Source organism: Corynebacterium sp. HMSC066C02 (assembly GCF_001814945.1).
Lineage (GTDB): Bacteria > Actinomycetota > Actinomycetes > Mycobacteriales > Mycobacteriaceae > Corynebacterium > Corynebacterium aurimucosum.
On sequence record NZ_KV818436.1, the window covers coordinates 125653 to 140490 of the forward strand.

The 14838-nt window shown below is 62.3% G+C and carries 14 protein-coding genes; 8 read left to right on the forward strand and 6 right to left on the reverse strand.

What is annotated here, in order from left to right; all coding sequences use genetic code 11:
- The first annotated feature begins 53 nt into the window (after window positions 1-53).
- Window positions 54-224, forward strand: coding sequence for a hypothetical protein (locus HMPREF2996_RS12760; RefSeq protein ID WP_167595650.1), 171 nt, complete (start codon window positions 54-56; stop codon window positions 222-224).
- Between the two features lie 116 nt (window positions 225-340).
- Here the strand turns inward: HMPREF2996_RS12760 and HMPREF2996_RS01575 are convergent, their stop codons facing one another.
- On the reverse strand, window positions 341-1414 hold the full coding sequence (locus tag HMPREF2996_RS01575) for an HNH endonuclease signature motif containing protein (protein WP_070729787.1): 1074 nt from the start codon (window positions 1412-1414) through the stop codon (window positions 341-343).
- A gap of 363 nt (window positions 1415-1777) precedes the next feature.
- On the opposite strand from HMPREF2996_RS01575, the gene ileS reads away from it, so the two are divergent.
- Window positions 1778-4975, forward strand: a complete 3198-nt coding sequence (gene ileS / locus HMPREF2996_RS01580) for an isoleucine--tRNA ligase (protein WP_070729789.1) — start codon at window positions 1778-1780, stop codon at window positions 4973-4975.
- Window positions 4976-5164: 189 nt separating this feature from the next.
- On the opposite strand, the gene HMPREF2996_RS01585 is transcribed toward ileS, so the two are convergent.
- A complete protein-coding gene (locus HMPREF2996_RS01585; RefSeq protein ID WP_371441120.1) occupies window positions 5165-6349 on the reverse strand; it encodes an MFS transporter in 1185 nt (394 codons plus the stop codon).
- Window positions 6350-6531: 182 nt separating this feature from the next.
- Window positions 6532-7173 carry a GntR family transcriptional regulator gene (locus HMPREF2996_RS01590; protein ID WP_070643720.1) on the reverse strand — a complete coding sequence of 214 codons (642 nt, stop codon included), beginning with the start codon at window positions 7171-7173 and terminating at the stop codon, window positions 6532-6534.
- A gap of 150 nt (window positions 7174-7323) precedes the next feature.
- On the opposite strand from HMPREF2996_RS01590, the gene HMPREF2996_RS01595 reads away from it, so the two are divergent.
- Complete coding sequence (locus tag HMPREF2996_RS01595; RefSeq protein WP_070729792.1) at window positions 7324-8787, forward strand: DNA polymerase IV; 1464 nt, start codon at window positions 7324-7326, stop codon at window positions 8785-8787.
- Here the strand turns inward: HMPREF2996_RS01595 and HMPREF2996_RS01600 are convergent.
- Window positions 8784-9719 carry an asparaginase gene (locus tag HMPREF2996_RS01600; RefSeq protein ID WP_070729794.1) on the reverse strand — a complete coding sequence of 312 codons (936 nt, stop codon included), beginning with the start codon at window positions 9717-9719 and terminating at the stop codon, window positions 8784-8786. The two genes, HMPREF2996_RS01595 and HMPREF2996_RS01600, sit on opposite strands and share 4 nt — an antisense overlap.
- Window positions 9720-9825: 106 nt before the next feature.
- Here HMPREF2996_RS01600 and HMPREF2996_RS01605 point away from each other — a divergent pair, with 106 nt between their 5' ends.
- Window positions 9826-10470 (forward strand): WKL family lipoprotein, encoded by a 645-nt coding sequence (locus HMPREF2996_RS01605; RefSeq protein WP_070729797.1) that lies wholly within the window; start codon window positions 9826-9828, stop codon window positions 10468-10470.
- Window positions 10471-10600: 130 nt separating this feature from the next.
- Here the strand turns inward: HMPREF2996_RS01605 and HMPREF2996_RS01610 are convergent, their stop codons facing one another.
- Window positions 10601-11548: a DUF6263 family protein gene (locus HMPREF2996_RS01610; protein ID WP_070445345.1), complete on the reverse strand. Its 948-nt coding sequence runs from the start codon at window positions 11546-11548 to the stop codon at window positions 10601-10603.
- Between the two features lie 32 nt (window positions 11549-11580).
- Here HMPREF2996_RS01610 and lspA point away from each other — a divergent pair, with 32 nt between their 5' ends.
- Genes lspA through HMPREF2996_RS01630 form a run of 4 tightly spaced genes read left to right on the forward strand, consistent with a single transcriptional unit; the run spans window position 11581 to window position 13917 of the window.
- Window positions 11581-12111, forward strand: coding sequence for a signal peptidase II (lspA, locus tag HMPREF2996_RS01615; RefSeq protein WP_070711456.1), 531 nt, complete (start codon window positions 11581-11583; stop codon window positions 12109-12111).
- Window positions 12095-13018 carry an RluA family pseudouridine synthase gene (locus HMPREF2996_RS01620; RefSeq protein ID WP_070729799.1) on the forward strand — a complete coding sequence of 308 codons (924 nt, stop codon included), beginning with the start codon at window positions 12095-12097 and terminating at the stop codon, window positions 13016-13018. The genes lspA and HMPREF2996_RS01620 overlap by 17 nt, the downstream gene beginning before the upstream one ends.
- Complete coding sequence (locus tag HMPREF2996_RS01625) at window positions 13015-13614, forward strand: hypothetical protein (RefSeq protein ID WP_070643737.1); 600 nt, start codon at window positions 13015-13017, stop codon at window positions 13612-13614. The genes HMPREF2996_RS01620 and HMPREF2996_RS01625 overlap by 4 nt, the downstream gene beginning before the upstream one ends.
- A gap of 33 nt (window positions 13615-13647) precedes the next feature.
- On the forward strand, window positions 13648-13917 hold the full coding sequence (locus tag HMPREF2996_RS01630; protein ID WP_070711455.1) for a permease: 270 nt from the start codon (window positions 13648-13650) through the stop codon (window positions 13915-13917).
- On the opposite strand, the gene rarD is transcribed toward HMPREF2996_RS01630, so the two are convergent.
- Entirely contained in the window at window positions 13914-14816 is a 903-nt protein-coding gene (gene rarD, locus HMPREF2996_RS01635) for an EamA family transporter RarD (protein WP_070711454.1), read from the reverse strand. The two genes, HMPREF2996_RS01630 and rarD, sit on opposite strands and share 4 nt — an antisense overlap.
- Window positions 14817-14838: the final 22 nt, after the last annotated feature.

Here is a 14838-nt window from a genome sequence, read left to right on the forward strand (position 1 = left end):
CATTCTTTGTAAAGCACAGAGCCCTTAATCATTGGTGGGGAAGGAGAGCACGCATGCTTATCGGCGCATTGCTGTTGGCCTTTGTCGCTTTCTTGGCCTTCGTGAACTACATCCTCACTGCCGCTGAGTGGTCTTTGTACCTACTCTTCGCTTCCGCCGGGGTGGGCATTGTTCTTTTCATCGCAGACACCGTGATTAAACTCCGCCGCAAGCACGACGAGTAGCCCGGTCCCGCAGAAAACCTGTAGCGCGCGTATCTCGGACACGACGAGTAGCCCTCGGTCCAGTGATAATTCTGGGTGGAGGGCTGCTTGTGCGAAGACTCCTAGTTGTGTAGCTCCTAGTCGTTTCTTTCCGGGGTGCCGAATAACCCGGGAGGCGCTTGCAACGGCGTGGGCGGTGGGGGAGGGCCGTGTGTCCTTTTCGCTTTACCCCCGACCCGAGCCATGCGGCCGCGACCCGGCGGCGCATTCGGATCATCCTGGTTCACCCCGTTGTGATAGGGACAGAGCATCACCAAGTTTTCTTGGTTGGTGTACCCGCCGTTCTTCCACGCGATGAGATGGTGAACCTGGCATTCATCGGCTGGTTTCATGCACTTATCCCACGCGCAGACTGGGAACTCGGCCATAGCCATAATGCGTTGCTTGATGCTGGCCGAGCGCTCCTCGTAGTAGAGGTTGACCGGCCCGTGATAGGGGTGGAAAAGGGTCGCGAGTGCGCCTTCTTTATCGATCTCATCGGCGATGACCTTGTTGATGTATTCCGCGCCGGTCATCGTGGCACCGTTGGTCATGTGAAGGGTGATTTCCTCGCCGTCACCGTCGAGGATCTTTGTCATGGCCTCCAGTGGTACGAGGATATTAGTCTGCAGGCCGCGGCGCGGGGCAGCACCTTTGAAGAAGGCCTCGCGGATGGACTCGAGGGGGCGTTCGCGGTCGATGGCGTCGCTAAGCTCTGCAATCAGGTGCGAGGGACCTGTTATTGCCATCGTCCACGGTGCATTGCGGCGGCGGTAAACAGTCACGCCCTCTTTCGGCGTGGGTGGTGCCGAGTGTTCCTTGAGCTTCTTTTTCGCCAGTGTTTCCATCGCGAGGGTATCGGCGCTCGTCCGGCAGAGTTCTAGACGCAGTTTCCAGCCCAACGCTTGTGTTTTGGCTTTGCGGGCATAGCGGTCGATGACCTCCAGTGTCGGCAGAGAGTGGCCGCGTTGGCGCGCAGCTTTCACCGCGTCGCGTTGCATCCGCGTCATGGAGGTCTTGCCAAAGAAGCTCGTATGCAGCCGTACCAACTCCGCCGCGGTTTTGTCTGGGGAACCGGCGGCGATGAGGTCTGCTTCAGACATGCCTTCGCACTCGGCGACGACATCGATGCCGGCCCCGAGTGCGCTGAGGAAAGTCTGTAGCGCGTTCATATTTGTGGAGCTTAAAACACCTTATGACCTGCGCGCATTAGAAAAAATGTTCCTGTGGAAAACCTTATCCCAGGTGCCTCTTTTATGTACTGGCGTTTCTATTTTGAGGCTTTCGGGAACCTGGGCCTGTGAAAACTTGACCGCCTCGCTATACTTTTAGGCATATGCAGTGAGCCGGCTATCACCGGGGAGCATTCCGGAAGAACGTGCTTTGCGCTTAGCGGAGCATTATTAGAACCGGGCGGGTAGGGACCGTCATCTCCTTCACATCAACGAAGCGGGGCACCTCGGTGCCCAAGCGGGGTGGTACCGCGAGCCGCAAGGCGCGTCCCCGCCACAGCGAACGAGTGAAGGAATTTTTAGATGAGTAATAACCCCGCGAACGTCGGCAGTGTTTATCCCAAAGTCGATATGACTGCTGGGTCTTCCCGTTTCCCCGATATGGAGCAGGAAGTCCAGAAGTACTGGAAGGGCGACGACACCTTTAAAGCCAGCCTCGAGCAAACCGAGGGCTGCCCCGAGTACGTCTTTTATGATGGCCCTCCGTTTGCCAACGGCCTGCCGCACTACGGTCACCTGTTGACCGGTTACGTCAAGGACATCGTCCCGCGCTACCGCACCATGGCCGGCAACCACGTCCCGCGCGTCTTCGGCTGGGACACCCACGGTCTGCCGGCGGAGCTGGAGGCAGAAAAACAGCTCGGCATCACCGATAAGGCCCAGATCGAGGAGATGGGCTTGGAGAAGTTCAACGAGTACTGCGCCAAGTCCGTCCTCGAGTACACCGATGAGTGGGAAGAGTACGTTAACCGCCAGGCCCGCTGGGTGGACTTCGAGAACGGTTACAAGACCATGGACTTGAACTACATGGAGTCCGTGATGTGGGCGTTTAAGGAGCTCTATGACAAGGGCCTGATCTACCAGGGCTTTAGGGTACTGCCGTACTCCTGGGCTGAGCACACCTCGCTGTCGAACCAGGAAACACGCCTGGATGATTCCTACAAAATGCGCCAGGACCCGACCCTGACGGTGACCTTCCCGGTAGCTGGCGCTGTGGAGGGAAGCGCAGCGCAGAAGACGTTGGCGGATAACGCCGAGCTTGCCGATGCCTCCTTCCTCGCCTGGACCACCACCCCCTGGACCCTGCCGTCCAACCTGGCGCTGGCGGTCCACCCGGAGGTCGACTACGTCTTGTTCAAGGCCACCGAGGGCAACTTTGCTGGCCGCACCTTCATCATGGCCGAAGCGCTCACCGGCACCCTGGCCAAGGAGCTGGGTGAGGCGGAAGTTCTCAAGACGTTCAAGGGCGCTGAGCTAGAGGGCTTCAAGTACCAGCCCATCTTCGATTTCTTCCCGGATGTCGAGAACGCCTACCAGCTGCTGCTCGCAGATTACGTCACCACCGAGGACGGTACCGGCGTGGTTCACCAGGCTCCGGCCTTCGGTGAGGACGATATGCTCACCTGCCAGAAGTACGGCGTGGGCCTGGTCATCCCGGTGGATGAGGACGGTAAGTTCACCTCGCAGGTGCCACCCTACGAGGGCCAGCTGGTCTTCGACGCTAACAAGTCCATCATCAAGGACCTGAAGGAAGCTGGCCGCGTGGTGCGCCACGTGACCATCGAGCACTCCTACCCGCACTCCTGGCGCTCCGGCGAGCCGCTCATCTACATGGCTCTGCCAGCATGGTTCGTCAAGGTGACCGAGTTCCGTGACCGCATGGTGGAGCTCAACCACAACGAGATCGAGTGGCTGCCGGAGCACATCCGCGACGGCCAGTTCGGCAAGTGGCTGGAGGGCGCTCGTGATTGGAACATCTCCCGTACCCGCTACTGGGGCGCTCCGATCCCGGCGTGGATCTCCGATGACCCGGAGTACCCGCGCGTGGATGTCTACGGCTCTCTGGATGAGTTGGAGCGTGACTTCGGCGTGCGTCCTACCAGCCTGCACCGCCCGCACATCGATGAGCTGACCCGCCCGAACCCGGATGATCCGACGGGCAAGTCCACGATGCGCCGCGTGCCGGATGTGTTGGATTGCTGGTTTGAGTCCGGTTCCATGCCGTTTGCGCAGAAGCACTACCCGTTTGAGAACAAGGAGTGGTTTGAGAGCCACTCGCCGTCGGACTTCATCGTGGAGTACTCCGGCCAGACCCGCGGCTGGTTCTACGTCATGCATGCGCTGTCCACCGCGCTCTTTGACCGCCCGGCCTACAAGAAGGTTGTGGCCCACGGCATCGTTCTGGGCAATGACGGCCTGAAGATGTCCAAGTCCAAGGGCAATTACCCGAACGTCAACGAGGTCTTTGACCGCGATGGTTCGGATGCCATGCGCTGGTTCCTCATGTCCTCGCCGATCTTGCGCGGTGGCAACCTCATCGTCACCGAGCAGGGCATCCGTGAGGGCGTGCGTCAGGCCATCCTGCCGATCTGGAATGCCTACACCTTCCTGCAGCTCTACGCTTCCCAGGACGCGACGTTCGATGTCAGCTCCACCAACGTTCTGGACCGCTACATCTTGGCCAAGACGCATGACTTGGTGAAGAACACGAATGATGCGCTGGCGAATACCGATATTGCTACGGCAACCGAGGAGGTTCGTCTCTTCGCGGATGCCTTGACCAACTGGTACGTGCGCCGCTCCCGCGACCGCTTCTGGGAGGGCGAGGAGACCCACCCGGAGGCCTTCAACACCCTGTACACGGTCCTGGAGACGGTCTCTCGCGTGGTGGCTCCGTTGCTGCCGCACGTGGCTGAGGTCATCTACCGCGGCCTGACCGGTGAGCGCTCTGTGCACTTGGCTTCCTACCCGAAGGCCGAGGACTACCCGGCTGACGCGGACCTGGTGGCCGCCATGGATGCCACCCGCGCGGTGGCTTCGGCGGCGTCGTCTGTGCGCAAGTCCAATAAGCTGCGCAACCGCCTGCCGCTGCCGAAGCTGACCGTGGCGATGCCGGATTCGGCTCGCTTGGCCGACTCTAAGGACATCATCCGCGATGAGGTCAACGTTAAGGACGTTGAGCTGACCGATGACGTCGATGAGGTTGGCACCTTCGAGGTGGTCTGCAACGCCAAGGTGGCAGGCCCGCGCTTGGGCAAGGACGTACAGCGCGCCATCAAGAACCTGAAGGCGGGCAACTACGAGCGTGACGGCGAGGAGGTTATCGTTGACGGCGACATCCGCTTGACCCCGGATGAGTACACGGAACGTCTCAAGGCTGCGAACCCGGAGTCCACGGCGCGCGTGGACGGCGTGGATGGCTTGGTGGTATTGGATACCAACGTCACCGAAGAGCTGGAGGCTGAGGGCTGGGCGGCGGATGTCATCCGTGGCCTGCAGGATGCCCGCAAGGCCGAGGACTTCGTGGTCACCGACCGCATCACCGTGGTCCTGTCTGTCCCCGAGGAGAAGGAGGAGTGGGCGAACCGCCACCGCGAGCACATCGCGGCGGAGGTGCTCGCTGTCGACTTCGCTGTGACGACCGAGGCTCTCGCGCCTAGTGCTGGCCAGAACGTCCATGATGTTCTTAAGGGCGCGACCGCCACGGTGGCTAAGGCCTAAGGCGACAACAGCGACGTAAACGGTTGCAGAAAAGCTCCGCTTCCCGGATGTGGGAGGCGGAGCTTTTTGCGTCTGTGCACAGGAAGCGAAGGGCGGCCTAAGGAAGGACGCCGTGGTTACGGGATGTTCGGGAGATTGCCCCGAGCGCAGGGGTGTTTCGGGAAGATGCAGTGATTGTGGGGGTCTGCGCTAGCGGCGGGTGCCGGGCAGGTGCGCGCGCCAGGCAAGGATGACGTTGATGAGGCAGACCAGCGCCAAGAAGCTGCCGATACTGAACAACGCGGTGAAACCTATGTAGGGTGCAAGCGCGCTGAAGGCCATGGGGATGAAGAAGCCGGTGTAGGAAATGGAGTAGTACACGGCGGTCAGGCCGGCGAGCTCGCGCTCGCCCGCGATGCGCTGGACTTCAGACAAGCCGGCGACGAGAGCTAGGCCGTATCCCGCACCCATCGTCGCAGCGGCTGCGATGCCGAGCGGGAGGGAGAGCGAATGAGCGGCGAAGGCCCCGAGGATGGCGCCGACGGTGATGACGAACATGGCCAGCGCCGAGGCGCGTGCAGACTGATGGGTATCCACCAGACGGCCCAACATCTGGACGGCGACACCGCAGCCGAGGGTGATGACAGTCATCAGGCCGGAGAAAGCAATAGGGGCATCACCTGCTGAATCGGACAAGAGCTGTGGCAGCAGCGCATAGGCTGCTCCCGCGCAACCGAATACCCACGGGGCCACGGGGACGACGACGCGCAGGAAACGCTTGTGAGCAACGGCTGGGATATGCAGCATCTCCAGCATGTCGCGCACCCGAAGCTTCAAGACTGTGGTCTTGACGTCGCCCCGGCTGGGCTGGCGGGTCTCCGGGGTATGCAGGATCCACACGGCGGTCAGTAACGTAAGCAACATGTGGAGGATATAAGCCGTGTGGGTCGGCCATGGGCCCCACTGAGCCAGTACCGAAGCGATACCTGCGCCCACGAGGAAGCCTGCGGTCAAGCACAAGGACGCTTTGCGGGCGCCTGTCGCCGGGTCCCCGCCAGCACGCGTGATGAGCTCTGTAATCCACGTTGAGCCCACGGCCATGACCAAACCCAAAGCCATGCCGCACAGGACGCGCCCCAGCGCAATGATGAGTGGCTCGTTGGGGGCGATGGACAGCAAGAAAGAGCCTGCCAATGACAGCGGTGCCGCGGGGAGCAGCAGGGGGCGGCGGCCAAGCAGGTCGGATAGTGGGCCACCAATCAGCAGGGCGGGGATAATACCTACGACATAGGCGGCGAGAAGCCCATTGACCGTAACCTGGGAAAAATTGGAGGTCTCGCGATACATCACCAGCAGCGGGGTGAACTCGTTTCCGCCCCACGCCACGGCAATCATTGAGCCAGCGACGGGGTACCACGCACGCTTTGGTAGCGGCGCTTCGAGGGAGCGGATGGGCGACCCTGTGCAGGCAGAGCTTTCAGTGCCTTCAGAGCTTTCGGTAGTGGTGTCGGCTTCTGTACAGGCGTCGGTTTGGGTAGCGGGCACCTCGACAGCAGAGCTCGAATGCGCGGATACAGTCACAGTTGCTTCCTTGAGGAGTTGAGGTGGGAATGGAGTTCGGTCAGGTAGGAGTCGATGTCGCCGGTGCGGAGGGCGTCGGCAAGCACTGCGTGCTGGGCCACGAAGGCGCGGGCCTTCTCAACGCTGCGGCCGATGGCGGTGGCGGTAAAACGCTGTTGGCGCTCGCGCAGCGTGTGGCCGAGGTGCGCCAGCAGGCGGTTGCCGCCGTTGTCCATGATGGTTTGGTGAAACTTAGCGTCTAGTTGGGTATAGGTGCCCAGATCGCCAGCGTCGAGGGCGGCATTTTGTTCCTCGATGGTGGCATCGAGGACATCGGCAATGAGTTCACGTTCCTCGGGGGATAGCCCGCAGATGTGGCGCGCAGAGTTCTCGTCCACGAGGAGGCGGGCCTCGTAGACCTCTCGGATCTCGCGGGGGCTAATCGGCACGACCAACGCGCCGCGCTTGGGATAGAGCTTCAAAAAGCCTTCCACCTCCAAGCGGAGGAAAGCCTCGCGCACCGGGGTTCGGCTCATCCCTAGCTCGGCGGCTAGGGCGGCTTCGGAGAGCATGTCCGAGTCATCGACCTCGTCATCGATGATGCGGCGCTTGAGGTGCTCATAGGCCCTTTCAGCGGCAGGTACCTTGTCTTTTTGCATGTATACATGATGCATGCAAGCGGGGTTTGGTGTCTAGCGCCAAGCGCCAATCGTGGGGCATAGATCACTTATGCCGCGCATGAGAGCTAGTTCTCTTTGCCTGCCTAGGGCTTCCTTGTGGATGCGAATATATGTTTTAGACTTGTAGTTATGCAGCGCTGGGTTCTTCACATCGACATGGATGCGTTCTATGCCTCGGTGGAACAGCTGACTCGGCCCACCCTGCGCGGTCGTCCGGTGCTTGTGGGAGGGACGTCCGGCCGCGGGGTCGTCGCGGGTGCTTCCTATGAGGCGCGCGCTTATGGCGCGCATTCCGCCATGCCCATGTTCCGCGCGCAGCAGCTCGTGGGTTTTCGTGCCGTGGTGGTGCAACCTCGCCGAGCAGTCTATTCGGCGGCCTCGCGCCGGGTATTTGAGATCATTGCGGAGCACGCTGGGGTCATCGAGCAGCTTTCCATCGACGAGGCCTTCATGGAACCTGAGGCACTAGTCGGTGCGTCAGCCGACGAGGTTCGTGAGTGGGCAGAGAACCTGCGCCGCGTGATTCGAGCGGAGACGGGCCTTCCCAGCTCTATTGGTGCGGGTGCGGGAAAGCAGAGCGCGAAGATCGCCTCGGGGGAGGCCAAACCGGACGGCACCTTCGTTGTTCCACGAGAGCGCTTCGAGGAGCTCATTCACCCGCTGCCGGTGGGCAAGCTGTGGGGCGCGGGCCCGGTCACTCAGCAGAAGCTTGCCGCCATCGGAGTGGAGACTATCGGCCAGCTGGCCGCAATGAGCCGCAAGGAAGTCGAGATTTCGCTCGGCGGTGTGGTGGGTGTGCAGTTGTGGGAGCTTGCCCAAGGGATTGATGAGCGTCCAGTTGCCCCGCGTGCGATTGCCAAACAAATCTCCACCGAGTTCACCTATCCCACCGATCTGCGCACGGCAGCGGAGGTGGATGCGGCGCTAATTCGCGCGGCGCATGGCGCTCATTCCCGTTTGTTGAAGGATGGCCGCGGCGCGCGCACGGTGACGGTGAAGCTGCGGATGGCGGACTTTCACATCGAGTCACGCTCAGCCACCTTGCCCTATGCCACCGATGATCCGAAGGTGCTCGAAGCCAAAGCGCTGAGTTTAGCGCGCTACCCGGAAGAACTCGGTCCTATCAGGCTGGTGGGCGTGAGCTACTCAGGGTTGGAGGAGGCCCGCCAAGACGTGCTCTTTCCGGAACTAGACCGTGAGATCGTGCGCCAGGACCCGGATACGGACTATGAAACCGGGGTCAGCGATTATTTGCCGGGCAGCACGTCCACCCCAGTCGATGTCTCCTCCACTGCAGATTCCGAGGAATCGCCGAGCCGCAAATGGCGTGCTACTCAGGACGTTTATCACCCCGACTTCGGCCACGGTTGGATTCAGGGTGCGGGCCACGGAGTGGTCAGCGTGCGCTTTGAAACCCGCGCTACGGGCCCGGGGTTTGTGCGCTCCTTCGCCGCTGAGGATGAAGAGCTCCGCCCAGCCGATCCGCTGGACTCCTTGGCCTGGGAGGACGTCCTGCCGGACAATGATGCCGAGCTTGACGGTGACGTCGCCCCCGAGGGGGCGGTAGAGGCCCCACCACGCGAGGACAATTAGCCCGCGGTATAGGCCGTGCTGGTTGGTGCCTTACTAAACATCTCTGCCACCGGCGTGCCTGTAGCAAGTGCCGCAGCAAGCATAATGCGGGCCTGCCCGGCGCGGAATCCGCCGGCGGCCACCGCGCCCATCTCGCCCAAGGTGGCGCCACCGCCAGCGCCGCCATAGGCCAGCTTGGTATTCCCGTAGGGAGTTCGGGTGCTGATCACCACGGGCACGCCCGCCTGCAGCGCGCGGGTCACCCCGGCACCCATCTCCGCGCCCATGTTTCCCGAACCCATCGCCTCGATGACGAGGCCGGAGGCGTGTTTAAGGGAGGCGTCGACAAGCTCGGCTGATGCCCCCGGGTAGGCCGCGATGATCTCAACGGGGTGATTGGCCAAGGGCGCTAGGGGGAGGGGCGCTAAGGTGGAGTCTCCCACCGGCAGCTCCTCAAAGCCGTTGAGCTGCGAAGTGTGCCACTTGCGCGCACCGCGCCCAGGGATAGTCTTGCCGCCGAACTGCACCCACACGCCCGGCTTGCCGGAGCGCAGAAGCCCATAGGCCTCGCGCAGGTTGCGCGGGCCATCACCGGCCGGGTGGTCGAAGGCGCGCTGGGCGCCGGTGAGCACGATAGGGCCATCGCCTAAGTCAAAAAGGGACAAGGCCAGCGCGGTTTCCTCCATGGAATCGGTGCCGTGCGTGATGAGGACGCCGTCGATGTCTGGGCGGGAGAGCTGTTCGCGAACGCACAACAGGAGCTCATCGAGGTCGGCCAACGTAATTGAGCTGGAATCTAGCGCGCGAAATTCCACCACCTCAATGTCGTGCGTGCCGCCGTCAGTGCCCAGAGAAGCGGCCAGTTGCTGGCCGCTAACGGTGGGGACTAGGGAACCGTCACGGACCGTCGTACAAGCGATGGTGCCACCGGTGGCGATGAGGGCAAAGGTCATGCCAGCAGGCTACTACAGCCACGCACCTGCGCGGGAAACCCAGGGCTGGGTTCACGGACGCTAAAGTAAAAAGGATAAACCACGATCCCCTACGTGAGGAGTATTTGTGAAATCCTTCAAGCTGAGCGCCGCCGTCCTGGCTCTGGGCGCCGCGACTGCCCTGTCCGCCTGCTCGTCTTCTGAGGATGCAGCGAGCGAGAGCAGCACCGCCGCCAAGCCTTCGGGCGAAACCTCCGCCTCGCAGGTTGTCTCCACCGAGATGCCCACTGTGGAGCAGCTCAACGAGATTCTATCCAAGGCCGCGGACCCGAACCTTCCCCAGGAAGAGAAGGTGCAGCTGGTCCAGGGTAGCGAGACGGCGCCGGAGCTTTTCGACGTCATGTCGCAGTCCCAGGCCGAATCCGGTGCCACCTTCGAGGTCGTGGCCCCGGTCATTCCGGGCCTCGTGCCGGATTCCGCGCTGGCGACCGTCCACATCAATACCCCGGATGGTCAGCAGCAGACCGCCGACCAGGTGGAGTTCATCAACGAGAGTGGTACATGGAAGCTGTCTAAGACCTGGGCTTGTGTTTTGGTCACCAACATCGTCCCGCCGGAAGAGGTTCCGGAGATGTGCGCCGATTCCGTGCCGGAAGACGCAGCGGCGCCTGCCGACGCCCCCGCTGAAGGCGAGGAAGTGCCAGCCGAGCAGGCCCCTGCCGAGGTGCCTGCAGAGGACGCTGAGGCTCCCGCTGAGGCCCCAGCTCAGTAAGCTCGGCCGACAAAAACCTCAGCGCCCACCACCCACTGGCTTTTCTGCCAGTCAGGTGGTGGGCGCTGTGTTGTCTGGAAACCCGTGACGCGGCTGCCGCGTGCAGCGGCATAGGCGCCAAGCGCGCTAGCTAGTCGGTTGTGAACTCCATTTCGGTGGCGCTGGTCTGCACCACGCGAAGATCGGAGCCTTCCGCACCATAAGAAATGGCGGTGGTCACAGAGACATCGCCGGCGGTGGGAAGCGGCTTGGTCAGATCAACTGTGACCGAACCTTCCGAGGTGGAGGTGTGATCGAGCACCTTGAGTTCTTTGCCCTGCAGTTCCTCGGGGGCGTCGGCACCGTTAAAGGACAGCGCGCCCAGGGAAGGACGCTGCTCCACCTTGACGCTGAGGGTGGCGGTATCCCCGTCCAGCTTGTCCAAGGTATATGTCGTGGTTTGCAGCAGCGTGGATTCGCCAGTGACGCGCGATTCCACCATCCATGTCGCGCCGGGGCCGATTTCCTCATCTGGGAAGACGATGGGCAGGGAGGTCAGGCTGGTGATAGCGCGCTCGACTGTGCTGCGGGCCTGATCGGTTGCTGCCTGCGGGGCCGCTAGGCGCAGAGAATTCATCTGTCCGGTATCCGTACCACGCCACCCAAACTGGAAACCCTCGGCGGAGGAGACATCCGTGCCGTCAGCCTCGGGCTTGCCCACGGTGACGAAGGCGTTGCGGCTCGCCGGAAGCTGGCCTTCGACGTTCTCGGTGGCAGCTTCCACCGAAGCCTGCAGCGGAAGAGTGACCGTATCCTCGGTCGCCGGCGAAGGGGCAGCGCTGCCATCTTTGCGCAGCTGCTGGTCGAAACCCGTGGCGACCTTGTAGGTCAGCTCCTGAGAAGCATCGAGATCCTGATAAGCCAGAACGCGGCTGGCACCGTCACCGGGCTCCAAGAGGGTGACGCGCGGGGCGTCGAGGGCCAAGCCGACCGGTTCTTCGACTGGCTTGGACGGCTGGGAATAGGAACAGCCGGCGAGCGCGCCGCTTACTCCTAGGACGGTGGCGGACAGGACTGCTAGAGCTCTCACACGAAACACGCATTCCAAATTACCGGATGAGCCTGTTTAGAATGGAACGGGTGAAAGCAAGGAGTTATATCGGAGTGATGGTTGCGGTGGTGCTCGGTGTGGCTGCCGTCGACCAAGCCGTGAAGGCGCTGATGCTGTCCATCCTCACCGAAGGGGAAGCCTTACCGGTGTTCGGTGACTGGTTCCGCTTCTACCTTTTGTTTAACCCCGGCGCGGCCTTCTCCATGGGAGGGGAGGGCTCGACGTGGCTGTTTACCACAATCCAATTGGCCTTCATCGTTGGCGTGGCCATCGCCGCTCCGCGTATCCACGACAAGTGGCAGGCCATCGGGCTGGCAATGATCGCTGGCGGCGCGCTGGGCAATTTCATCGACCGCCTGGTCCGTGAGCCAGGGTTCTGGTTCGGCCACGTCGTGGATTATATCTCCGTGGGCAGCTTCGCAGTGTTCAATATCGCGGACGCGGCAATCACCTGTGGCGTGGTGGTTTTCATCATCGCGATGTTCTACTCAGAGATGAATGAGAAGTCGGAAGAGCAGGAAGCGGGGGAGTGTAATGCGCGAAAGCCGTAGGTTGCCGGTACCCGAGGGCCTCGATGGCATGCGCGTGGACGCTGCCTTGGCCAAGCTCCTGGGTATTTCCCGCGCCCGAGTGGCCCAGTTGTGCACGGCGGGTGACGTGGAAATCGACGGCGAGGCAGTGGGCAAGTCCGAGCGCTTAAACGCCGGCGGGTGGATCGACGTCATGATGCCGGCGCCTGAGGAACCACTTGTCCCCAAGGAGGAGCTGGTGGAGGGCATGGATGTCCTCTATGTCGACGAGGACGTCATCTGTGTGTTCAAACCGGTGGGGGTGGCCGCGCACCCGACGTTGGGCTGGGATGGCCCCACCGTCATTGGCGGGCTGCGGGCGGCGGGCTATGCGCTTGCCGACGCCGGCCCTACCGAACGCAAGGGCATTGTCCACCGCCTCGACGTGGGAACCTCCGGCGTCATGGTGGTGGCCGCCAGTGAGCGTGCCTACTCCCAACTCAAGAACGCCTTCCGCGAGCGCACCGTGAAGAAGACCTATCACGCCGTGGTCCAAGGCTTGCCGGATCCCATCGTGGGGACCATTGATGCACCCATTGGCCGTCATCCTTCGGCGGGCTGGAAATTTGGGGTCGTCGATGACGGCAAACCGGCGGTGACACATTACAAGCTGCTGGAGGCCTTCCGCGAGGCTAGCCTCCTCGAAGTTCATTTGGAGACCGGCCGAACCCACCAGATCCGCGTCCACATGTCCGCCACCGGGCATCCCTGTGTGGGTGATCCGATGTATGGCTGTGACCCGAACCTGGCCAAGCGCGTGGGGCTTAACCACCAGTGGCTGCATGCGGTAAAGCTCGGATTTACCCACCCGGGTACTGGCAGGTGGTTTGAATGCACCGCACCTTATCCCGAGGACCTGAAGCACGCCGTGGAGGTTTTGCGCGGATGAGCCCGCAGCGGAGCACGCGCCAGCGCATCTATCGGCGCCGCCGGGCCGCGGCGCTGGTGCTGTTGGCGGTGCTGGCGCTGGTGGTGGTTCTCGCTTTCGGCCTCCTTGGCACCCAGCCCCGCGCGGCGCTGCAAGGAGACCAGCTGGGGCCGGATGGAACCGAGACTGCTGCTGAATATCGCGAACGCGCGGAGGCCTCACTAGCGCAGGCGGACGAGCCAGCCTATGCCCTGGTGGGTTTTAGCGAGGCGCTGAGCGCACAGGAGGTCTCCGATGCGCTGAGACCAATCCAGCGCATGGATGCCATCGTGATCGGGCTGGCCGCCCCCATTGCAGTTCCCGAACCTGTCACTGGCGCCACGCGCGTCGACGTCCTCGATACCGTCCTGTCCCGCGTGTCCGACCATGCCCGTGACATGGGGGAGGAGGCACCATCGGAGGTCGACGCCGTCGTGGTGTATTCCGATGGGAGTCAGTTGCGCGCCCTCGCCTCCGACCCGCGGGTCGATACCGTGGAGGTCGCGCCCGAGGATGCCGCATGGGGCTCCTTCGGCGTGCGCCCGCCCGCCAACGTCGGACAGAATGAGAACCGCTAGAACAGCTACCGATAGAACAACCAAGGAGAAGACATGCGCCTATTTCCCAACACCTCCGAGTGGCCGCCGAACTACCGCTTTGCCTACCTCTTGATGTGGGCGGGCGCGTTCATCGCCTCTGGGGCCGCCATCGCGCAAGGGATCTGGGGAGCAGACAAGCTCGCCTTCGGCATTCTCATCGTGGTGGCCATCTACTGCATCGCCATGGCCATCCTCATGCCGCGGTGGGCGCTCAACGCGCGCGAGGAATCCGCCCGGCGTGCCCGGGCTCGGGAGGCGCGCGACGAGCTGAAGCGCCGCTAGTCCCGGCTGGGGGTTGTTTTCTCTGCGGGGTGGAGGCGGGCGCGGCGTCGAGAAGCGCGGCCCATGCGCACCAAGTCCGCCAGGTAAATGATGACCGCTACCCAGATGATGGCGAAGCCGATCCAGCGTTCCGTGGACATGTGTTCCTGGGTGACAAACAGCGCCCACAGCATCTGCATGATGGGGGTCATGTACTGCAGCATGCCGAGGGTAGACAGACGCAGGTGCTTAGCGCCCTGGGCGAAACACAGCAGCGGCAGGGCGGTGACGAGGCCGGAGGTAACCAGCAGTGCGATGTGCCCGGGCCCTTCGGTAGTGAAGGTGGATTCGCCCTGTGCCTGGAGGTAGCCCAGGTAGATCAGCGCGAAGGGGAGCATGACCAAGGTTTCCGCGGCCACAGAGCCCATCGAGGAAACCGTGATGCGTTTCTTGAGCAAACCATAGATTCCGAAGCTGAAGGCCAAAGCCAGCGAATAATAGGGGGCCTGACCGGTCATGAAGGTCAGCCACAACACTGCGATGAAGGCGATGCTGACCGACGCCACCTGCGCCTTCGTCAGCTTCTCCTTGAGGAAAATAATGCCGAGGGCCACGGAGACGAGAGGGTTGATGAAATAGCCCAGTGCGGCATCGGCCACGTGATCGCTGTTGATGGCGATGACATAGGTGCCCCAGTTGATGGTGATGGCCACGCCACAGGCAAACATCCACCCCCAAGTGCGCAGGCTGAACGCTTTCAGCTCGCGCCAGCCACCTGTCACCAGCAACACTGCGGTGACGAGAACGGCGGTCCACACGATGCGGTGGGCCAAAATCTCAAACGGGCTGGCGGGGCGCAGCAGCGGGAAGAACGCTGGGAAGAAACCCCACATGAGATAGGCAGCAATGGTGTAGAACATTTAAGAAAATGTACCTTAACGA